Origin of the sequence: Pseudonocardia sp. NPDC046786 (assembly GCF_040645415.1) — a bacterium.
Taxonomy (GTDB): domain Bacteria; phylum Actinomycetota; class Actinomycetes; order Mycobacteriales; family Pseudonocardiaceae; genus Pseudonocardia; species Pseudonocardia kongjuensis.
This window is the reverse complement of sequence record NZ_JBEYYF010000029.1, coordinates 13,465-34,274: the sequence shown is the minus strand read 5'-3', so window position 1 is coordinate 34,274 and position 20,810 is coordinate 13,465. Positions and strand designations below refer to the sequence as shown.

Annotated in this window: 20 protein-coding genes; 19 read left to right on the top strand and 1 reads right to left on the bottom strand. The window is 73.9% G+C overall.

Annotated features, from left to right (window positions below; translation table 11 throughout):
* The first annotated feature begins 87 nt into the window (after window positions 1-87).
* From ABZ881_RS26860 to ABZ881_RS26810, 11 genes are read left to right on the top strand one after another with little or no spacing between them, the layout of a single operon-like run.
* Window positions 88-1,197, top strand: coding sequence for an NDMA-dependent alcohol dehydrogenase (locus ABZ881_RS26860; protein WP_358488420.1), 1,110 nt, complete (start codon window positions 88-90; stop codon window positions 1,195-1,197).
* 8 nt (window positions 1,198-1,205) lie between these two features.
* Window positions 1,206-2,657, top strand: a complete 1,452-nt coding sequence (locus tag ABZ881_RS26855; RefSeq protein ID WP_358488418.1) for an aldehyde dehydrogenase family protein — start codon at window positions 1,206-1,208, stop codon at window positions 2,655-2,657.
* A gap of 22 nt (window positions 2,658-2,679) precedes the next feature.
* Window positions 2,680-3,621, top strand: a complete 942-nt coding sequence (locus ABZ881_RS26850; RefSeq protein WP_358488462.1) for a TIGR03560 family F420-dependent LLM class oxidoreductase — start codon at window positions 2,680-2,682, stop codon at window positions 3,619-3,621.
* Window positions 3,622-3,680: 59 nt separating this feature from the next.
* Window positions 3,681-4,805 (top strand): NDMA-dependent alcohol dehydrogenase, encoded by a 1,125-nt coding sequence (locus tag ABZ881_RS26845; RefSeq protein ID WP_358488460.1) that lies wholly within the window; start codon window positions 3,681-3,683, stop codon window positions 4,803-4,805.
* A 26-nt stretch (window positions 4,806-4,831) separates the two neighbouring features.
* Window positions 4,832-6,130, top strand: coding sequence for an AMP-binding protein (locus ABZ881_RS26840; protein ID WP_358488417.1), 1,299 nt, complete (start codon window positions 4,832-4,834; stop codon window positions 6,128-6,130).
* A 46-nt stretch (window positions 6,131-6,176) separates the two neighbouring features.
* Window positions 6,177-6,725, top strand: coding sequence for a UGSC family (seleno)protein (locus tag ABZ881_RS26835; RefSeq protein ID WP_358488416.1), 549 nt, complete (start codon window positions 6,177-6,179; stop codon window positions 6,723-6,725).
* Window positions 6,722-7,786 (top strand): hypothetical protein, encoded by a 1,065-nt coding sequence (locus tag ABZ881_RS26830; protein ID WP_358488414.1) that lies wholly within the window; start codon window positions 6,722-6,724, stop codon window positions 7,784-7,786. Before ABZ881_RS26835 ends, ABZ881_RS26830 begins: the two co-directional genes overlap by 4 nt.
* Window positions 7,783-8,103 (top strand): SDR family NAD(P)-dependent oxidoreductase, encoded by a 321-nt coding sequence (locus tag ABZ881_RS26825; RefSeq protein ID WP_358488413.1) that lies wholly within the window; start codon window positions 7,783-7,785, stop codon window positions 8,101-8,103. The genes ABZ881_RS26830 and ABZ881_RS26825 overlap by 4 nt, the downstream gene beginning before the upstream one ends.
* Window positions 8,100-8,966 (top strand): SDR family oxidoreductase, encoded by an 867-nt coding sequence (locus ABZ881_RS26820; protein ID WP_358488412.1) that lies wholly within the window; start codon window positions 8,100-8,102, stop codon window positions 8,964-8,966. Before ABZ881_RS26825 ends, ABZ881_RS26820 begins: the two co-directional genes overlap by 4 nt.
* On the top strand, window positions 8,963-10,072 hold the full coding sequence (locus tag ABZ881_RS26815; protein WP_358488411.1) for a zinc-binding dehydrogenase: 1,110 nt from the start codon (window positions 8,963-8,965) through the stop codon (window positions 10,070-10,072). The genes ABZ881_RS26820 and ABZ881_RS26815 overlap by 4 nt, the downstream gene beginning before the upstream one ends.
* A 9-nt stretch (window positions 10,073-10,081) precedes the next feature.
* Window positions 10,082-11,086, top strand: a complete 1,005-nt coding sequence (locus ABZ881_RS26810; protein ID WP_358488409.1) for an amidohydrolase family protein — start codon at window positions 10,082-10,084, stop codon at window positions 11,084-11,086.
* A gap of 139 nt (window positions 11,087-11,225) precedes the next feature.
* Here the strand turns inward: ABZ881_RS26810 and ABZ881_RS26805 are convergent, their stop codons facing one another.
* Entirely contained in the window at window positions 11,226-11,954 is a 729-nt protein-coding gene (locus ABZ881_RS26805; RefSeq protein ID WP_358488459.1) for an IclR family transcriptional regulator, read from the bottom strand.
* Window positions 11,955-12,449: 495 nt separating this feature from the next.
* On the opposite strand from ABZ881_RS26805, the gene ABZ881_RS26800 reads away from it, so the two are divergent.
* Genes ABZ881_RS26800 through ABZ881_RS26765 form a run of 8 tightly spaced genes read left to right on the top strand, consistent with a single transcriptional unit; the run spans window position 12,450 to window position 20,772 of the window.
* On the top strand, window positions 12,450-14,066 hold the full coding sequence (locus ABZ881_RS26800; RefSeq protein WP_358488408.1) for an ABC transporter substrate-binding protein: 1,617 nt from the start codon (window positions 12,450-12,452) through the stop codon (window positions 14,064-14,066).
* A complete protein-coding gene (locus ABZ881_RS26795) occupies window positions 14,063-15,079 on the top strand; it encodes an ABC transporter permease (RefSeq protein WP_358488406.1) in 1,017 nt (338 codons plus the stop codon). The genes ABZ881_RS26800 and ABZ881_RS26795 overlap by 4 nt, the downstream gene beginning before the upstream one ends.
* Window positions 15,066-15,941: an ABC transporter permease gene (locus ABZ881_RS26790; protein WP_358488405.1), complete on the top strand. Its 876-nt coding sequence runs from the start codon at window positions 15,066-15,068 to the stop codon at window positions 15,939-15,941. The genes ABZ881_RS26795 and ABZ881_RS26790 overlap by 14 nt, the downstream gene beginning before the upstream one ends.
* Window positions 15,938-16,987: an ABC transporter ATP-binding protein gene (locus ABZ881_RS26785; RefSeq protein WP_358488404.1), complete on the top strand. Its 1,050-nt coding sequence runs from the start codon at window positions 15,938-15,940 to the stop codon at window positions 16,985-16,987. The genes ABZ881_RS26790 and ABZ881_RS26785 overlap by 4 nt, the downstream gene beginning before the upstream one ends.
* The gene (locus ABZ881_RS26780) at window positions 16,984-18,048 is read left to right on the top strand and encodes an ABC transporter ATP-binding protein (RefSeq protein WP_358488402.1); all 1,065 of its coding nucleotides are present in this window, start codon (window positions 16,984-16,986) and stop codon (window positions 18,046-18,048) included. The genes ABZ881_RS26785 and ABZ881_RS26780 overlap by 4 nt, the downstream gene beginning before the upstream one ends.
* Window positions 18,045-18,287, top strand: a complete 243-nt coding sequence (locus ABZ881_RS26775; protein WP_358488401.1) for a hypothetical protein — start codon at window positions 18,045-18,047, stop codon at window positions 18,285-18,287. Before ABZ881_RS26780 ends, ABZ881_RS26775 begins: the two co-directional genes overlap by 4 nt.
* 15 nt (window positions 18,288-18,302) lie before the next feature.
* Window positions 18,303-19,820: a histidine kinase gene (locus ABZ881_RS26770; RefSeq protein WP_358488399.1), complete on the top strand. Its 1,518-nt coding sequence runs from the start codon at window positions 18,303-18,305 to the stop codon at window positions 19,818-19,820.
* A gap of 1 nt (window position 19,821) precedes the next feature.
* Window positions 19,822-20,772 (top strand): LysR family transcriptional regulator, encoded by a 951-nt coding sequence (locus ABZ881_RS26765; protein WP_358488398.1) that lies wholly within the window; start codon window positions 19,822-19,824, stop codon window positions 20,770-20,772.
* The last annotated feature ends 38 nt before the right edge of the window (window positions 20,773-20,810 follow it).

The window sequence follows — 20,810 nt, the reverse complement described above, 5'->3', positions numbered from 1 at the left end:
GACCCGGCCCACACCCCGGCCCTTACCGCGGACCGGGCCCGGCCTTCGCACACGCGGCCGCATCCGTTGCGACACACAGGAGCCGACATGGGAATCACCACCCGAGCCGCGATCTGTCGCGAACCCGGGACACCGTGGGAGATCACCGACGTCGAGCTGGACGACCCGCATGCCAACGAGGTCCGCATCCGGTTCCACGCGGCGGGGCTCTGTCACTCCGACGACCACATCCAGAAAGGCGACGCGGCGATGCGGATGCCGGTCGTCGGCGGTCACGAGGGCGCCGGGGTGGTCGACGCGGTCGGACCGGGGGTGACCCGGGTACAGGTCGGCGACCACGTCGTCTGCTCGTTCATCCCGGCCTGCGGCACCTGCCGCTACTGCTCCACCGCCCGGCAGAACCTGTGCGACGCCGGGAAGAACGCCGCCACCGGCGAGTTCCCCGACGGAACCTTCCGGTTCCACCTGGACGGGCAGGATCTCGGCGGCCTCTGCGTGCTCGGCACGTTCGCCCAGCACGCGGTGGTCTCCGAGTTCTCCTGCATCCCTATCCCGGACGACATCCCGTTCGACGTCGCATCCCTGGTCGGCTGCGGTGTCCCGACCGGCTGGGGCTCCGCGGTGCACGCCGCAGGGGTGCGGGCCGGGCAGACCGTCGTCGTCTACGGCGCGGGCGGGGTCGGCTCCAACGCGGTGCAGGGTGCCCGGCTCGCCGGTGCCCGCAACGTGGTGGTCGTCGATCCGGTGCCCTTCAAGCGGGACATGGCGAAGGTCTTCGGCGCCACGCACACCTTCGCCGACGCCGACGAGGCCCAGCAGTTCGTCGTCGAGACGACCTGGGGTGAGCTCGCCGATCACGCGATCATCACCGTCGGCGTGCTGCACGACGAGGTGATCGGCCGCGCGCTGGCGATCACCGGGAAGTCCGGTCAGGTCACGATCACCGCGGTCGGCAACGGCTCGGTGCGGACCCCCTCCGGGATGCTGATCGGCTACCAGCGCCGGGTGCAGGGCGCGATCTTCGGCGGCTGCAACCCGCTGCACGACGTGCCCCGGCTGCTCGACCTCTACCGCTCCGGCGATCTCAAGCTCGACGAGCTGATCACCCGCCGGTACCGCCTCGACGAGGTCAACCAGGGCTACCAGGACATGCTCGACGGCCGGAACATCCGCGGCGTGATCGTGCACGAGCACTGAGGGGAACCATGACGATCACCGACACCGCCCTGCCCACGGACGGCACCCATCTGATCGGCGACGGCTGGGTACCCGCCGCCGACGCCCGCACGATCGACGTGCTCGATCCCGCCACCGGCGAGGTCGTCGGGCGGGTCCCGCGCGGCACTGCCGCCGACGTCGACGCCGCCGTGGTGGCCGCCGGAGAGGCCTTCCCGGCGTGGCGCGACACCAGCGCCACCGAGCGCGGCCGGCTGCTGCTGCGCTGGGCCCAGCTGGTCGAGGAGCACGCCGACGAGCTGGACCGGCTGGAATCACGCGAGGTCGGGCGCCCGCACTGGGGCCCGCCGCCGATGGCCAGGATGCTCACCTTCCTCGCCGGGCAGGCCGACAAGGTGCAGGGACTGTCGCTGCCGACGCACACCCCGGACGCGCTCGGCTTCACCCTGCGCGAGCCCTACGGCGTGGTCGCGTCGATCATCCCGTGGAACGCGCCCGGCCCGATGTTCGCCAACGACACCGGGGCCGCGATCGCGGCGGGCAACACGATCGTCGTCAAGCCGGCCGAGGACGCCCCGCTGACCCCGCTGGCACTGGCCCGGCTCGCCCGCGAGGCCGGGATCCCGCCGGGGGTGGTCAACGTCGTCACCGGCTACGGGCACGAGGCGGGTGCCGCGCTCCCCGCGCACCCCGGCGTCGCCAGGGTCGGGTTCACCGGCTCCCCGGAGATCGGCTCCGCGGTGATGGCGACCTGCGCGCGCCGGCTGGTGCCGTTGCATCTGGAGCTGGGCGGCAAGTCCCCGCAGGTGGTGTTCCCGGACGCCGATCTGGACAAGGCGGTCCCGGCGATCGTCGCCGGCATCACGCTCAACACCGGCCAGATCTGCGCCGCCGGGTCCCGGGTGGTCGTGGACCGGTCCATCCGGGCCGAGCTGGTGGACCGGCTCGCCGCCGAAATGGCGGCGGTCAGCGTCGGCCCGTGGCACGAACCGGTCCGGATGGGACCGTTGATCAACGCCCGGCAGCGGGACCGAGTGCTCGGCTACGTCCGGACCGGCATCGAGGAGGGTGCCCGGCTGGTCACCGGCGGCGGGACCCCGGCGGGGGACGACCTGGACCGCGGCTTCTTCGTCGAGCCCACCCTGTTCGACGGCGTCGACCCCGGCATGACGATCGCCCGCGAGGAGATCTTCGGACCGGTGCTGTCGGTGCTGGAGGTCGACGGTGAGGCCCAGGCACTCGAGGTCGCCAACGGCACCGACTACGGCCTGGTCGCCTCGGTGTGGACCCGCGACGTCGGCCGCGCCGTACGGATGTCGCGCGGACTGGCCGCCGGGCAGGTCGCGGTGAACGCGGCGCTCGGCGCCGGGGTGATCGGCGGCCCCTTCGGCGGCTACCGGCGCAGCGGCTTCGGCAGGACGATGGGCGCCGACGCGGTGCTGGAACACACCCAGGTGAAGACGGTGTCGTTCCGTGGCTGAGCGGAGCGGCCACGGGGTCCGGATGCGGGTGCTCATGGAACCCCGGCACGGCGCCCGCTACGCCGAGATCCTCGCCCTCGCGCGGGCCACCGAGGCTGCCGGGTTCGACGCCTTCTTCCGCTCCGACCACCTGATGGGTGTCGACCCGCACGACCGCAGCTACCGACCCACCGACTGCTGGACGACGCTCGGCGGGCTGGCCCGCGAGACCACCCGGGTCCGGCTCGGCGCGCTGGTCGGCGCCGCGACCTTCCGCGAGGCGGGCCTGCTCGCCACCATCGTCGCCTCGGTCGACGAGATGAGCGGCGGCCGGGTCGAGCTGGGCCTGGGCACCGGCTGGTACGAGCGCGAGCACACCGCGTTCGGGCTTCCGTTCCCGCCGATCCGGGACCGGTTCGACCGGCTGGAGGAGCAGCTGGCCGTCGTCACCGGGCTGTGGCGGGCCGCGCACAGCGGCGACGGCTTCTCCTTCGACGGCACCCACCACCGGATCGACGACAACCACACCCCGCCGCATCCGGTACAGACCCCGTACCCGCCGGTGGTGGTCGGCGGGACCGGTCCGAAACGGACCCCCGCGATCGCCGCCCGGCACGCCGACGAGTTCAACGGCGCCCTCGGCGGCGACCTGGCCGCCCGCTACAGCGTGTTCGACCGGGCCTGCGAGGCGATCGATCGGGACCCGGCGACCGCGCGCCGCTCCGCGGTGCTGCCGGTGGCCTGCGGCGCCACCCCGGGCGAGGTGGACCGCAGGGGCGCGGTCATCGGCTCCGACTTCATGCGCGACAACGCCGCGATCGGGTCCCCCGAGCTCGTCACCGACCGGGTCGGGGAGCTCGCCGAGGCCGGTGCCGACACCGTCTACCTGCACATCTACGACATCGCAGATCTCGACCACATCGCCCTGATCGGGGCGGAGGTGCTGCCGCACGTCGCGGCACGACCGGAGGGGGCCCTGCAGTGAGCACAGCGAGCACGGCGAGCGCCGCGACCGAACCGTCCGGGGCCGCCGACGCCGGGGTGATCAGCACCCGGGCGGCGGTGGCCCGGGGCCCGCACACCGGCTGGGAGCTGACCGACCTGCGGCTCGACCCGCCCCGCGCACACGAGGTCCGGGTCCGCTTCCACGCCTCCGGGCTCTGCCACTCCGACGACCACATCACCGCGGGCGACGCGCCCGTCCGGTTCCCGGTCGTCGGCGGGCACGAGGGCGCGGGCGTCGTCGAGTCGGTGGGCCCGGACGTGCGCCGGGTCCGCCCCGGCGACCGGGTCGTCTGTTCCTACATCCCTGCCTGCGGGGCGTGCCGGCCGTGCTCCACCGGGCAGCAGAACATGTGCGTGAAGGGGCTCAACGCGGGCACCGGGATGTTCCTCGACGGGTCCTTCCGGTTCCACCAGGGCACCGGTGAGGATCGCGTCGACTTCGGCGGGTTCTGCACGCTCGGCACGTTCTCCCAGTACGCGGTGGTCTCGGAGTGGGCGTGCGTACCGCTGCCCGACGACATCCCGTTCGAGATCGGTGCGCTGGTCGGCTGCGGCGTCCCCACCGGCTGGGGATCCGCGGTGTACGCCGCCGGCGTCCGCGCCGGGGAGACCGTGGTGATCTACGGATCGGGTGGGGTCGGGTCAAACGCGGTGCAGGGCGCTCGCTACGCCGGGGCGAAGAACGTGGTCGTCGTCGATCCGGTCGCGTTCAAGCGCGAGTCCGCGGAGACCTTCGGTGCGACGCACACCTTCGCCGACGCGGCGAGCGCCCACGAGTTCGTGGTCGAGACGACCTGGGGCCAGCTCGCCGACCACGCGATCTGCACGCCGGGAGTGCTCACCCCCGAGGTCGTCTCGGCGGCCGTCGCGGTCGTCGGTAAGGGCGGCACCGTCACCGTCACGGCGGTCGGGCGGCTCGGCGAGAACACCGTCGACGTGCACGCCGGGATGATGATCAGCTACCAGCGCCGGATCCAGGGCGCGCTGTTCGGCGGCTGCAATCCGTTGTACGACATTCCCCGCCTGCTCGGCCTGTACCGGGCGGGTGATCTCAAGCTCGACGAGCTGATCACCCGCCGGTACCGCCTCGACGAGGTGAACCAGGGCTATCGGGACATGACCGACGGCCGCACCATCCGCGGCGTCGTCGTGCACGACGCCTGACCCCCGCTGCGATCCGAGGAGCCACCGTGTCCCCAGCGCCCGTGCCCGGTTTCGTCGCGCCCGCCGACGCCGATGCCGTCACCGACCTGTTGCGTGCCCAGCTCGAGGGCCTGCCGGGCCGTTCCCCGCTCTACGCCGACCTGTTCGCCGGGCACGACGTCGACGCCTCCGCGTTCGGCTCGCTGGCCGACCTGGGCCGGTTCCCCTTCACCGACAAGCAGATGCTTCGCGACTCGCAGGCTGCGCAGCCGCCACTGGGCAGGCACGCCGGTGTTGCGATGTCCGAGGTGGTGCGGGTGCACGCCTCCACCGGGACCACCGGGCGCCCCAGCTGGGTCGGGGTGACCCGGCGGGACGCCGGCGCGTGGACCGACCTGGTCGCGCGTGCGTTCCGCACGATGGGCGCCACCCGTGACGACGTCGTCCTGCACGGTGCAGGGCTCACCCTGTTCGTCGGCGGGCTGCCGATCCGCGACGCCCTGGAGCGAATCGGCAGCACCATGGTCCCGATCGGCACCGGCGCCTCGGAGAAGGCCGTGCAGGCACTGGAGTCGCTCGGCGTCACGGCGCTGCACTCCACCCCGTCCTACGCCCGCTACCTGGCCGAGTACCTGCGGGCCGCGGGCCGGGACCCGCGCGAGTTCGGGCTGCGGAAGATCTTCGTCGGCGGTGAGCCCGGCGGCGGGGAGCCCGCATTCCGCAGGCACGTCGAGCAGGAGTGGGGCGCCCCGGTCACCGAGGGCCTCGGGAACGCCGACATGGCGCCCGTGCTGTTCGCCGAGCAGCCCGGCAGCGGCGGAATGCGCTTCACCGGCGGGCGGCACGTGGTCGCGGAGCTGATCGACCCGGAGTCCGGCGAACCGGTGACCGCCGAACCCGGGGCCGAGGGGGAGCTCGTCTACACCTCAGTGGACCGGGAGTGCTGCCCGCTGGTGCGGTTCCGCACCCGGGACCGGGTGGTCGTCACCGGGCGGGCGGCCGACGACGCCCCGCTGATCCGCTGCATCGGACGTACCGACGACATGCTGATCGTGCTCGGCGTCAACGTGTTCCCCTCCGCGGTGCGTGACCTGGTCGTCGCGATGCACCCGCGCACCACCGGCGCGGTGCAGATCGTGCTGCCCCAGCAGGGCCCACGGATCGAGCCGCCACTGCGGATCGAGGCCGAGTGGGGCGAGACCCCCGGCGACACCGTGCAGCTCGGCAAGGAGATCGAGTCCGCGATCCGATCCCGGCTGTCGGTGAAGGCGACGGTGACCCTGGTGCCGCCCGGTTCGCTGGAGCGCGCCGAGATGAAGTCGCGGCTGACCCGGCTCGCGGGCTGAGCCGCACGACCGTCAACCAGACCGCCCGCCCGACCAGGAGGCGACCGTGTCCAACCCCATCCTCGACCCGACCGGCCGGGCGGTCGACGCACGCGAACCGGGGGTGTCACTGCTCGCGCCACGCCGCCCGGACCTGACCGGCCTGCGGATCGGCGTCCTGGAGAACACGAAGAAGAACGCCGACCTGCTGCTCACCGAGCTGTCCCGGCTGCTCGTGACCGTGCACGGTGCCGCCGGGGTCACCCTGCACCGGACCAAGCAACAGTTCGCCGCGCCCGCCCCTCCCGAGCTGATCGAGGAGTATGCGGGCGGCTGCGACGTGGTCGTGACCGGTGTCGGGGACTGCGGTTCGTGCAGCGCTTCCGCGGTCGCCGACGGCGTGCTGTTCGAGCAGGCGGGCCTGCCCGCGGCGGTGGTCTGCAGTGACGCGTTCGCCGCCACCGCCGACACGATGGCCACGCTGCGCGGCGCCACCGGCTACCGCTACCTGACGACGCCGCATCCGGTCGCGGTGCTCTCACCGGACCAGGTGCGGGAACGGGCCGCCCGGCTGGCCGACGACGTCGCCGCTCTGCTCACCGGGCCGCTGCGGTGACGGCCGGCCCCGACGCACCGACGGACCCGGACCCGGATCTCGCCGCCGCGGCCGTCGAGCGCTGCTACGAGCAGGGTTGGACCGACGGGTTGCCGGTGGTACCGGCGTCCCGCGCGCTGGTCGACCGGTTCCTCGCCACCACCGCGCTCGGGCCGGAGACCGAGATCGGCAGGCTGCCCCAGCTCGACCGGGTAGTCACCGTCGAGCTGGCCGCGATCAACGCGGTGATGGCCGGCTGCCTGCCCGAGTACTTCCCGGTCGTCCTCGCGGCCTGGGAGGCGCTGATGGCCGAGCGCGCCGCCGGTGGCGGGGGATGGCAGTCGACCAGCGGCCCGGCACCGCTGATCGTGGTCAACGGGCCGGTCCGGTCCGAGCTGGGCCTCAACGCCACCGGCGGCGTGTTCGGCCCCGGGTTCCGGCCGAACGCGACCGTGGCCCGCACGATCGGGCTGATCGTGCGCAACGTCTACGGCATCCACCCGCACGCTCTGGAACAGGCCACCCAGGGGTTGCCGGGGCGCTGGCAGATCTGCATCGCCGAGAACGAGGAGGAGAGCCCCTGGGAGCCGCTCGCCGCCGAGGCCGGCCTGGCAGCCGGGACCTCGGCAGTGTCCGCGACGCTGCTGCGGACCAGCGAGTTCGTCGACAACCGGCACACCGGCTCGGCGGAGCAGCTGCTCGCCGACTTCGCCGACACGCTCTCCCGCACCGGCGCCTGGATCTTCCGCAACGCCAGTGCCGGGATCGTCTTCTGCCCGGAGCACGCCCAGCAGCTGGCCACCGCTGGGTTCGGCCGCGCCGAGGTGCGGGCGTGGCTCGCGGAACGCTGTGGCCGCAGCGTCGCCGACCTCGCCCGGGCCGGGAAGGACGGCCTGGACGGCATGGTCCGGTTCGCCGACGGGACCCGCGCCGACGGGTTCGACCCGCTGCTGCGCGGGCCGGAGCGGGAGAACCTGCTGCTGGCCGTCGCGGGCGCCCGCAACGCGGGCATCTCGATGGTGGTGCGGCTGTTCTCGGACTGGTCCGGGACAGCGGTGCCGGTGCGGGGCGGTGCGGCGTGACGGGCCCGCTGGACGACCCGTTCCCGGTCTGCGACCCGCCGATGGCCGGGCGAGCCGTGCTCGTCACCGGTGCCGGGCAGAACGGCGACCTGCCCGGTGTCGGCCACGCGACCGCCCGGATGGCTGCCGCCAGGGGTGCCCGGGTCGCCGTCCTCGACCTGGACGCGGCCGCCGCCGGCCGCACCGTGGAACGGATCACCTCCGCCGGTGGCCGGGCGGTACCGGTGGTCGCCGACGTCATCACTGACGCCGGCTGCGCGGCCGCCGGGGGCACACCCACCGTCGGTGCCGACTCCGGCGCGGGCGGTGCACCGTGACCAGCCGGGTCGCGCTGGTCACCGGCTGCGGCAAGCCGGACGGCGCCGGGCAGGGGATCGCCCGCCGGCTCGCCCGGGCCGGGTACGCCGTCGTCGTCACCGACCGGGTGCCCGGCGGCGTGCCCAACGCCCGGCAGGCGGCGCACACCGGAACCGGGACCCACGACGGGCTCGCGGCGCTCGTCGCCGAACTCACCGGCAGCGGCGGCCGCGCCGTCGCCGCGCTCGGCGACATCGGCCACCCGGACGACGCCGCCCGGATGGTCGGCACCGCCGTCGACGGGTTCGGCCGGCTCGACGTGCTGGTCAACAACGCCGCCGCACCGCAGGGCGCCGACCGGGCCGACGTCTGCGAGACCTCGCTGCAGGTGTGGCAGGAGCTGCTGCACACCAACCTGACCGGCACCTTCCTGATGTGCCGGGAGGCGGTGCCGGTGATGCGCGGGCAGTGCTACGGCCGCATCGTCAACATCTCGTCGATGGCCGGGCTGTCCGCGGCGCCGCGCTCGGCCGCCTACTCGGCCTCCAAGGCGGGGGTGATCGGCCTGACCCGGGCGCTCGCGATGGACGTCGCCGGATGGGGGATCACGGTCAACGCGATCTGCCCCGGCCTGCTCGCCACCAGCCGCGCGGTGCTCGATCCCACCCTCGACGACGCGGCCGCTGCGGCCGCGGTCGCGGCCCGTGGCCGGTCCATCCCGGTCGGCCGGGCCGGGCGCCCCGACGACGTCGCCGCGGCGGTCGCCTATCTCGCCGCCGAGGACGCCGGGTACGTCACCGCCCAGACCCTCGTCCTCGACGGCGGCGGGCTCAGCCCGTTCCCGATCCCCCGACCACCCGAGACGGCAGGAGATCCGTCATGACCGACCAGGTACGCGCTGCCGTGCAGACTGCGCCCGGAACGATCGAGCTGCGCGAGTTCCCGCGGCCCACGACCGGTCCTGACGACGGCCTGCTGCGGGTGGAGGCGAACGGGATCTGCGGCAGCGACGTCGAGATGTTCCGCGGGCACATGCAGATGGGCTCGGGCGGCCCGGTGATCCCCGGGCACGAGCCGCTGGGGATCGTCGAGGAGGTCGGCGAGCGGGCGGCCGCCCGGTGGGGCGTCGAACCGGGCGACCGGGTCGCGCTGGAGGTGACGGTGCCCTGTCGGGCCTGCCACGACTGCTTGACCGGCCGCTACCAGTCCTGCCGCAACCGCGGGAACTCGCACGGCGTCACCGGCATCGACGTCGCCCCGTCGCTGTGGGGTGGCATGGCCGAGTACCTCTACCTGGCACCGAACGCGGTGCTGCACAAGGTCGACCGGAACCTGCCCGCCGAGCTGGCGGTGATGTTCAACCCGCTCGGTGCCGGCGTCCGGTGGGCGGTGCACCTGGGCGGGATCGGCCTCGGCGACACGGTCCTGGTGCTCGGGGCCGGGCAGCGGGGCATCGCCTCGGTGATCGCCGCCCGGGCCGCGGGCGCCGGGACGATCGTCATCACCGGGCTGCAGTCCGACGTGCACAAGCTGGAGCTGGCCCGGGAGTTCGGGGCCGACCACGTCCTCGTCGTCGACGGGCCGGATGCCGAGGACCCGGTCGAGAGGGTGCTCGACCTGACCGGCGGGGCCGGGGCCGACGTCGTCCTGGAGCTGACCCCGATGGCCGCCGCCCCGCTCACCCAGGCGCTGCGCGCCGCGAAGCACGGCGGCACCGTGGTGCTCGCCGGGCTCAAGGGCGGCCGGGAGAACCCGCTGAACACCGACCTGATCATCAACCGGGCGCTGACCGTGCGCGGCGCGTTCGGCGTCGATGCCCGCGGCTACGCCGAGGCCATCGCGATCATCGAGTCCGGCCGGTTCCCGCTGGAGGCGCTGCACACCCACACGTTCGGACTCGACGACACTGCGCAGGCGCTGCGGACCCTGGCCGGGGACGAGCCCGATGAGCGAGCGGTGCACGTGTCGATCCACCCCCACCTGCCCTGAGGAGCCACCGTGCTGATCGACGCACATGCACACCTGCTGCCCTACGACTACCCGGCCGACGCCCCGGAGTGCTTCCCACGGATGGAGGCGCTCGACGGCACCGACGCCCGATTGATGCTGTTCGGCGCGACCCGGTTCACCGCGAAGGCGGCGTTCTTCGACGCCGAGCGGCGGATCGAGGCCCAGGACGCGTCCGGCGTGGACGCCGAGGTGATCACACCGATGCCGCCGTTGCTGCGCTACGACCTCCCCGTCGCCGACGGGCTGTCCCTGGCCAGGCACGTCAACGAGTTCAGCGCGGCGCTGGCCGGGGCGGCGCCCGGGCGGCTGTACGGGTTCGGCATCGTCCCCTTGCAGGATCCGGACACCGCCGCCGCCGAGCTGAAGCAGATCCGCGACGCGGGCCTGCACGGTGTCGAGATCGCGTCCGCTGTGCTCGGCCGCCCGATCGGCGACGAGCGGTTCCGGCCGTTCTTCGCCGAGGCGGAGCGGCTGGGTCTGCCGGTGTTCGTGCACGCCATGCCGGTGCCGACCGACCAGCTCCCCGCCTCGGCGATGGGCACCCACGTCGTCGGTCTGCAGGGCGCGACCGCGGCCGCGTCGTTGATCACCGGCGGGACCGCGGCCGACTACCCCGACCTGCGGTTGTCGTTCAGCCACGCAGCGGGCGGGTTCCCACTGGTGCTACCGCGGGCGCAGTACTTCTGGAGCGGAACCTGGAACGAGGAGCCCGCGGTGCCGGAACGGGCCTTCGCGCACGACGACGGCCCGTCCCCGCTGGACTACGCCCGCCGCTTCTACTACGACACGATGGTCTTCGACCACCGCGCCCTGCGCTACCTGGTCGACCTGCTCGGCCACGACCGGCTGCTGGCCGGCTCCGACTTCCCGGCGATGCCCCGGGAGGAGCCGTGCGGGCGGACCCTGCGCTCGCTGGACCTGTCCCCGGCCGAGCTGGACGACATCCTGTGGCACAACACCTTCCGCTGGCTCGGGGTCGACCCGTCGCCCTGACCCGCTCGCTCCGGCCCCGCCACCCTGTCGCACCCCTCCCGTCACCGAGATGCAGCTCGGCGGGCTGTGGAGATCGACAATTCCCGCTGAGCTGCATCTCGGCGGGGCACGGCTGCGACGCGCCGGCCGGCGCGACGGGTCAGAGGCCGGTGACCGGCCGCGGGCCGAGGGTCCGGGAGATCGCCCGGGAGGCCTGGGTCAGTACCCCCGCCAGCTCCCGGGTGCGCGCGTCGGTCGCTTCCACGACCACGCTGACGGCGGCGGCGACCCGGCCGCCGGCGTCGTGCACCGGCACCGCGACGACCAGGTCGGGCACGGTGATCTGCCCGCGGGCCACTGCGACCCCCGTCTGCCGGATCGAGGCCAGGGTGCGGCGCAGCTCGTCCGGGTCGACGACGGTCATCGGGCTGAAGCGCTCCAGCGGCGAGCTCAGCACCTGCTCCTGGAACTCGGGCTCGGCGTGCGCGAGCAGGACCAGGCCGGTCCCGGTGGCGTGCATCGGCCAGCGGTCACCGACCCGGCTGTTCACCGGGTTGCGCACCCGGGCCCGGATCGCCTCGACGTAGACCACGCCGGTGCCGTCCCGCACGCCGAGGTGGACGTTGCCGCGGGTGGCCCGGTGCAGGTCCTCCAGGTGCGGGTAGGCGGCCTCGCGCAGGCCGAGCCCGCGCGGCGCGAGCGCGGAGAGCTCCAGCAGCCGCAGGCCGACCGAGTAGCGGCCCTCACCGTCGCGTTCCAGGGCGCCCCACGCCAGCAGCTCGTGCACCAGCCGGTGCGCGGTGGACAGGCTGAGCCCGCCGCGGCGCGCGATGTCGCTGAGCGAGAGCGACCGGTGCCGGGGGCCGAACGCGTCGAGCACGGCCAGCATCCGGCCGGCCGCGGTGACCCGGCGGCCGGCGTCGTCGGGATCGGGTTCGGGCGCCCAGCCGGGGCCGCGCTCGGCCGTCACCGTCATCGCACGGCCCCCGCAGCCCGCGTCGCCGTGTCAGTCGTCCGGCAGCGTTCCACCACGCCCGACCCCCTCGTCCAGCGTCCACGTCGTGTGCCGGCCGGGGCCGGCGCCCGACCAGTCTCCGCAGGCCACACGCTGCGTCACAAGGTTCCCGCCGACGAACGGGTCGGATGGGACAGGCCGGTCTACGTCATTCGTCGTGGGTGGCCCGTCGGGGCGCCCAAGTTGTCTTCCGTCGGGCGAAAGCGCCCTCCACCGCGACTGCGGCGCTGCTCGACGCTGGTCGACGTCACAGTGAGCCCGGTCACGCCCGCCGGCGGCCCCGACCGCACGGTGCCCGGGTCCCCACCACCGACCGGACGTCGCCGCCGTTGGGCGGGCGGGCCGGTCCGAACCGAACGGGAGTGCCCCGTGAGACGACGGATGCACCTGCCGGCCCTGCTGCTGGCCACGGCCATGGTCGTGGCCGGCTGCGGAGGTGGGGCGGCCACGACCGCGGGCGGCGGTCCCGCGGAACCCTCCGGGCCGCCGCAGCAGGGCGGTGAGCTGACCGTTCTGGAGGACGCGTCGTTCGCCGGCGGCTGGCCGACCGGCCTGGACCCGGCCACCAACACCACCGGCGGCGCGAACGTGCCGCAGATGAGCGCGATCTACGGCGGGCTGTTCCGGCTCGTCGCCGACGACGACGGCACGAACGCCCGGGTCGAGCCGCACCAGGCCGAGAGCAGCTCCATCGAGAACGACGGGCGGACCGTCCGGATCACGCTGCGCGAGGGCATGCGGTTCACCGACGGCACCCCGTTCGACGCCGAGGCGGTCGCCGCCAACTTCCGGCGGGCCGTCGACTCGCCGTGCACCTGCTCGCCGAACTGGCCGCTCGCCGACGGCGGCATCACCACCGACGGCCCGCTGACGGTCCTGCTGGAGTTCACCCGGCCTTACGCCGCGGTGATCAACGCAATGCCGGTGACGAACGTGAACTGGATCGCCTCACCGACCGCGCTCGCCGAGAAGGGCGAGGAGGCGTTCGCGATCGAGCCGGTCGGCGCCGGGCCGTTCACCGTGGTGTCGAACCAGCTCAGCTCGGAGCTGGTGCTGGAGCGCAATCCCGACTACTTCAAGGACGGGCTGCCCTACCTGGACCGGCTGACCTTCCAGTCGATCGGCGGCGACCAGCCCGCCTACCAGGCGCTGCTGGCCGGTCAGGCGCAGGCGTACGAGGGGCTGACCACCACCCCGCTGCTGGAGCAGGCGCAGTCGCAGGGGCAGCTCAGCGTGACGGTGCAGCCCGCGACGTCGCCCTATGTCGTCCAGCTCAACACCCGGGCCGCGCCGTTCGACGACCCTCGGGCCCGGGAGGCGATCTACGCCGCCACCGACTTCGACGCGATCGCCCAGGGCCTGTTCGGCGGCCAGTACCCGGTCAGCCAGAGCTTCACCGGCCCCGGCGGGCTGTTCCACACCGAGGGGATCGACGGCTACACCGGCCACGACCCGGAGCGGGCCCGGCAGCTCGTCGCCGATCTCGGTGGGCTGGAGGTCGATCTCGGGACGCTCGGCGCCTACGTCGCCGAGCAGGTCATGACCGCCCTGCAGACGCAGTGGCAGGAGGCCGGCATCACCGTCCGGACCGAGACCTACGAGCTGTCCACACTGGTCCAGGCGTTCAACGCGGGCAGCTGGCAGGCGATGCTGCAGACCGCCGGATCCTGGGACCCGGCGGCCGGCGTCGGCGTCAACTTCCGGTTCGACTCGGAGAGCCCGTTCTCCGGGGTCGCCGATCCCGAGCTGGACGCGCTGTTCGACGAGGCCGCCGCGTCGGTCGATCCCGCCGAGCGCCAGGAGCTCTACGACCGGGCGGGCGGGCTGATCGCCGAGAACCACTACGGCCCGTTCGGTCTGGCGTTCGCCCCGGCGAACCTCGCGGTCCCGGGGGTGTACGGACCCGGGCTGACCACCCAGATCCCGCCGATCGTCGTCAACACCGGCGTGCACTGGGACGAGGTCTGGCGGGAGCCGCAGCAGTGACGGCCGGCGCACCGGTCCGCGACCGGTCCGGCGGCCTCGCATCGTTCCTCGGCTCGCCGGCGCTGCGGATGGTCGGCAAGCGGTCGCTGATGGCCATCCCGATCGTGCTCGGCGCCAGCATCCTGACCTTCTGGGTGCTCAGCCTGATCCCTGGCGGGGCGGCCCAGCAGCTGCTCGGGCCGGAGGCGACCGCCGAGCAGATCGCGGCGCTGGAACAGCGGCTCGGGCTCGACCGGTCCGGACCGGTGCGCTATCTGCAGTGGCTCGGCGGCGCGGTGACCGGCGACCTCGGCAGCTCGGTGATCAGCGGCCAGCCGGTCACCCCGTTGCTGGGGGAGCGGCTCGCCGTCACCGGGCAGCTGGTCGGCCTGGCGTTCGTGCTGTCGCTCGGCCTGGCGGTCCCGGTCGCGCTGCTCGCCGCCTACCGGCCGAACCACCTGTTCGACCGGCTCAGCATGCTGGTCGGCATCACCGGGCTGTCGGTGGCGAACTACGTGCTGGCGCTGCTGCTGGTGCTGCTGTTCGCGGTGCAGTTCTCGATGTTCCCGGCGATCGGCTTCGTCCCGCTCTCGGAGAGCGTGACCGGCAACCTGCACTCGCTGGCGCTGCCCGCGGTGGCGATCGCGTTCCCGCTGTTCTGCTTCTACACCCGGTTCCTGCGCGGCGACCTGGTGGACCAGCTGCAGGGGGAGGACTACATCACCACGGCCCGGGCGAAGGGCGCCGGGCCGTGGCGGGTGCTGGTCCGGCACGCCTTCCGGAACTCGTCGTTCGGGCTGATCACCGTGGTCGGGCTGAACCTGGGCACGCTGATCGGCGCGACCGTGATCATCGAGCAGATCTTCGCGCTGCCCGGCCTCGGGCAGCTGCTCCTGCAGGCGATCAACACCCGGGACTTCGTGGTGGTGCAGGCGTGCGTCGTCGTGTTCGCCGTGATCGCCGTACTGGCCAACCTGCTCGCCGACCTGCTCTACGCCGTGCTCGACCCGAGGATCCGCTATGGCAGTCGCTGAGCCCGTCACCTCCGGAACCCCTGTCACCCCTGACTCACCACCGGGGCGGCGCGGCCTGCTCCGGACCCCGGCGATCGTGCTGCCCGGCGGGCTGCTCGCCCTGATCGCTGCGGCCTGCTTCGTCGGCCCGCTGGTGCTGCCGGTGCCACCGCCGATCGGCGGGAGCGTGCTGGACAGCTACCTCCCGGCGCTCTCGCCGGGGCACCTGCTCGGGACCGACCCGAACGGCAACGACATCCTGTCCCGGGTGCTGCACGGCGGGCGCTCGTCGCTGATCGTCGCGGTCTCGGTGAACCTGCTGGGTCTACTGGTCGGTGGCACCCTCGGCGCGGTGTCCGGCTTCCTCGGCGGGATCGTCGACACCGTCATCATGCGGGTGCTGGACGTGCTGATCGCGTTCCCGTCGCTGGTGCTCACCCTGGCGGTGGCGCAGAGCCTCGGCCCGAGCCGCACGAACACCATCCTCGCCCTGGCGTTCTTCAGCGTCCCGGCGTTCGCCCGGATCGCCAGGGCGGCCACCCTGCGACTGCGTGAGCAGCCGTTCATGGCGGCCGCCGAGCTGTGCGGCACACCCGGGCACCGGACGCTGCTGCGGCACGTGGCGCCCAACATCGCACCCCAGCTGATCACCTTCGGGATGCTCGGCATGGGCATCGTGATGGTGATCGAGGGCGCGCTGTCGTTCCTCGGCCTCGGCATCCCGCCACCCGCACCGAGCTGGGGGAACATGATCGCCCAGGGCCAGCAGAGCCTGTCCGCGACGCCGATGCTGGTCGTCTGGCCGTGCCTGGTGCTCTTCGTGACCGTCCTGACCTTCAACCTGCTCGGCGAGACCCTGCGCGCACGATGGAGCGGCCGATGAGCATCTCCGGAACCGACACCGCCCCGGCCCGCACCGGCCCGGCGCCGGTACCCGATCCGCTGCTGGTGGTGCGGGACCTGCGGGTCCGGTTCACCCGCGACGGGGTGCCCGTGCACGCGGTCAACGGGCTGTCCTACAGCGTCGCCCCCGGCCGGACGCTGGCGGTGATCGGCGAGTCCGGGTCCGGCAAGAGCGTGAGCTCCCGGGCGCTGCTCGGCCTGCTGCCGGAGTCCGCGCGGGTCACCGGCTCGGCGATGTTCGACGGCACCGAGCTGATCGGGCTCGGGGAGCGCGCGATGCGCCGCCGGCGCGGCGCGGACATCGCGATGGTCTTCCAGGACCCGGCCCGCTCGCTCAACCCGACGATGCGGATCGGCAACCAGATCACCGAGGCCGTCCGGGTGCACGCCGACGTCGACGCCCGGGCCGCCCGGGAGCGCGCCGTCGAACTCCTGACGATGGTCCGGCTGCCGGCGCCGGAACGGCGCTTCTTCGAGTACCCGCACCAGCTCTCCGGCGGCATGCGGCAGCGGGTGATGATCGCGATCGCGCTCGCCGGGCAGCCCCGGCTGCTGATCGCCGACGAGGCGACCACCGCGCTCGACGTGACCACCCAGGCCCAGATCATGGAGCTGCTGGCCGAGCTGCAGCAGCGGCTCGGCACCGCCGTCGTCATGATCTCCCACGATCTCGGGCTGGCCGCCAGCTACGCCGATGACGTGCTCGTGATGTACGCGGGCCGGGCCGTCGAGTACGCACCGGCACCGACCCTGTTCGGTGCGGTCCGGATGCCGTACACGGCCGCGTTGCTCGGCGCGATCCCGCTGCTCGACCGGCCGTCGCACACGCTGCTGCCGGTGATCCCCGGCCAGCCGCCGGACCTGCGGGCGCTGCCCGAGGGCTGCCCGTTCCGGCCGCGCTGCGCGTCGGCCGACGAGCAGTGCCTGACCGAGCCGCCGCTGGCCGAACACGAGCCCGGCCACCGCTGGGCCTGCTGGCATCCCGAGCCGGGCGGCACCACCGGCACCGAGGAGGGACGGCGATGACGGTCACCGATCACCGGGAGACCGGCACCCGGGCCGCCCCGGCGGCGCCGTTGCTGGCCGCCCGCGACGTCGTCCAGGAGTTCCCGGTGCGGGCCGCGGGCGGGGTGAAGGGCGGCGTCGTGCACGCCGTGTCGAACGTGTCGCTGGAGGTATACCCGGGCGAGACGCTCGGCGTGGTCGGCGAGACCGGTTCCGGCAAGTCCACATTGGCCCGGTCGCTGATCCAGGCACCGCGGCCGCAGTCCGGCGAGATCGAGTTCCAGGGCGTCGACCTGATGGGGCTGCGCCGGCGCGACCTGGTGCGCGCCCGGCGATCGCTGCAGATGGTCTACCAGGACCCGTTCGGCTCGCTGAACCCGCGCTGGCGGGTCGCCGAGCTGGTCGCCGAGCCGCTGATCGGCTACCGGGAGGGCACCGCGTCGGCGCGCGCCCGCCGGGTCGACGAGCTGCTGGACATGGTCGGCCTCGATCCGTCGCTCTACGGGCGGCGGCGCCCGCACGAGCTGTCCGGCGGGCAGTGCCAGCGGGTCGCGATCGCGCGGGCGATCGCGCTGGACCCGGCACTGCTCATCTGCGACGAGGCGGTGTCGTCGCTCGACGTGCTGATCCAGGCGCAGGTGCTGAACCTGTTCGAACGGCTGCGCACCGATCTCGGCCTCTCGTACCTGTTCATCGCACACGACCTGGCGCTGGTCAAGCAGGTCAGCGACCGGGTCGCGGTGATGCACCTCGGGCAGCTCGCCGAGATCGGCCCGGCGACCGCGCTCTACCGGGCGCCCCGGCACCCCTACACCGCGGCGCTGCTCGACTCCATCCCCGGCCTGGACCCGGCGACCGGACGGGTGCGGCGGCCGAAAGCGCCGCCCGGCGAACCGCCGTCGCCGCTGGACCCGCCGAGCGGCTGCCGCTACCGGACCCGCTGCCCGCGCGCGCAGCAGCGCTGCGCCGAGGAGGAGCCGGTGCTCCTGGAGCTGGCGCCGGGGCACCGCACCGCCTGCCACTTCCCGCTGGACCCACCCACCGGCCCGAACGGCACCGAGAACGAGGGGACCCGCCCGTGATCGACCACACCGCCCTGGAGGGGCTGCGCACCGGCCTGGAGGCCGACGACTACGCGATGGAGGTGACCGAGGCGGGCGACCGGCTCGAGGTCCGGATCAGCGCCGGGCCGGACGCCTGCGCGGACTGCCTCGTCCCGAAGGACATGATGCGGTCCGTGCTGGGCTCGGCACTCGGGGTGCCGGAGGAGCGGATCGATATCAATTACCCTGATGAAACGCTCGAACCCGGCGCCGGGTGACCGCATGATGGTGCGGTGCACGACGATGTGACGACCGTTCCGGTGCCGGACCGGGATGCGCCCGGAGCCGCCGCGCTGGTCGCGGTGTGCCCGGACGGCCTCGTCCTGCTCGACGACGAGGGTCGGTTCCGATCGCTGAACCCGGCCGCCGCCGCGCTGCTCGGCCGCCCGGCCGACGAACTGCTCGGCACCCCGGCGCCGTTCGTCCCCGGCCCGGCCGGCCCGTCGGGGACCCGGACCCTGCGCCGGCCCGGTCCGGACGGTCCGGGCCGCGAGCTGCGGTACCGGATCGCGCCGGACGGCACCGGTGGCTGGGCCGTGTGGTTCGGCGACGTCACCGACCGGCTGGCCCGGCAGGAGCGGCTGACCGCGATCGTCCGGGCGGCCGCCGGGGTCGCCGAGGCGGGCTCGCTGACCAGCACGTTGGACGCGATCGCCCGCGAGATCATCGGCACCGCGCACATCGCGGCCGCGCAGATCCTGGCCGTCGACGACCCGGCCGCCGACCTGCAGGTGCTCGGGATGGCTGGGTTCGGGTCCGCACCGGACTTCGTCCGGCGGCTGCGGTCCTGCCGGGAACGCGGCGCCGACATCCGGTTCCTGGAGGCGCACGCGCGCGGCGAGCCGGTCGTGGTGCCGCACCGCCGGGCGGCGATCCTGTCCGACCCGGCGTGGGAGCCGCTGCACGAGATCATGGGCCGGCCGGACTGGGACGGCTTCGTCGCGATGCCGATGGTCGTGCGCGGCACCACCGTCGGCGTGATCAACGCCTACTACGAGCCGGACGAGGCGCCGGACCCGTCGTCGCTGGCGTTCCTGGAGGCGATGGCCGCGCACGCCGCGGTCGCCGTGGACACCGCCCGGCTGGTCGCCCGCTCGCGGTCCGAGGCGCGCACCGCGGAACGCCGCAGGCTGGCCCGGGATCTGCACGACTCGGTGGTGCAGCAGCTGTTCTCGATCCGGATGCAGGTCTCCGCGCTGCAGGGCCAGCTGGACCGCTCCGATCCGGACCCGAGCCGGGTGCTCGGCGCGGCCACCGAGCTCTCCGAGATGTCCGCCGACGCGCTGGACGACCTGCGGCTGCTGGTGCGCGAGATGCACCCGGCCGCGCCGCGCGGCGGCGACCTGGTGGAGGCGGTCCGCACGCACGCCTCCGAGGTGCAGTCCCGGACCGGCCTGCGGGTGGACGTGCTCGCGCCGGTGGACCCGCGACTGGGCCCCGGCGTCGCCGACGACCTGTACCGCACCGTCCGGGAGGCGCTGCACAACGTCGTCAAGCACGCCGGCGCCGACACGGTGCGGGTGCGGATCGAGCGGATCGACGGCGACCTGGTCGTCGAGATCGCCGACGACGGCACCGGGATCCGGCCGGCCGATCCGCTGACCGGCGTCCCCGGCGGCATCGGGCTGGTGTCGATGCGCGAGCGCGCCGAGCGCTGGGGCGGCACCTGCTCGGCGGGCCCGCGCCCGGACGGCGGCTGGACCGTCCGGACCGTGCTGCCGGTCGCCGGCCTGCACGGGGAGGGCGCCTGAGGTGCCCCGCTCCGCCGCGGTCGCGCTGGCCAACGTCGACCTCAACCTGCTGGTGATCCTGCGCGAGCTGCTGCGCGAGCGGAACGTCACCCGGGCCGCCGAGCGGGTCGGGGTGACCCAGCCCGCGGCGAGCGCCGCGCTCGCCCGGCTGCGCAGGCACTTCGACGACGACCTGCTCGAACGCACCCGCGGCGGCTTCGTGCTGTCGCCGCTCGGGCGCCGGCTCGCCGTCCAGATCGAGCCGCTGTGCCTGGGGCTGGAGCGGTTCTTCGCGCCGGAGGAGCCGTTCCGGCCCGAGGTCTCCGAGCGGGAGTTCACCGTGATGACCACCGACTACGTGCTCGCGGCGATGGGCGAGGCGCTCTCGCGCGCGGTGCACGACGCCGCGCCCGGCGTCCGGCTGCACGTCCCCGTCGTCAAGGGCAGGCTGCCGGCCGACCTGCCGGAGACGCTGCGCACGCTGGACGGGATCATCTCCGCGCCGAAGGCCGAGTTCAAGGTGGACGAGCTGTGCGGCCAGGAGCTGTTCCGGGACAGCTGGGTGTGCGTCGTCGACGCGGCGAACCCGGTGTCCGACCGGATCGGCCTGGCCGACCTGGAACGGTTGCCGTGGGTCATCCCGAACCATCCGGACGCGCAGTACCCGGCGAGCTCCCCGCTCGCCCCGCTGCTCGCCATGCTCGGCAGCCGGCCGCGGGTCGCGGTGCGGGTCGACAGCTACGCGGCGACCCCGTGGTTCGTCGCCGGGACCGACCGGGTCGCCGTCATGCAGGGACGGCTCGCGGCCGGCTTCGCCGACCGTCCGGACCTGCGGATCGTGCCGTGCCCCGGGAACCCGCCGCCGATCGTGGAGGTCTTCTGGTGGCACCGGCTGCGCTCCGGCGACGCTGCGCACACCTGGCTCCGCTCGATGCTGGACAGCGCATCGCGGTCGTTGCGCCCCGGCCCATAGACCCGGTGGATGCCCGGCATCCCAACTCTTTCTTTCCG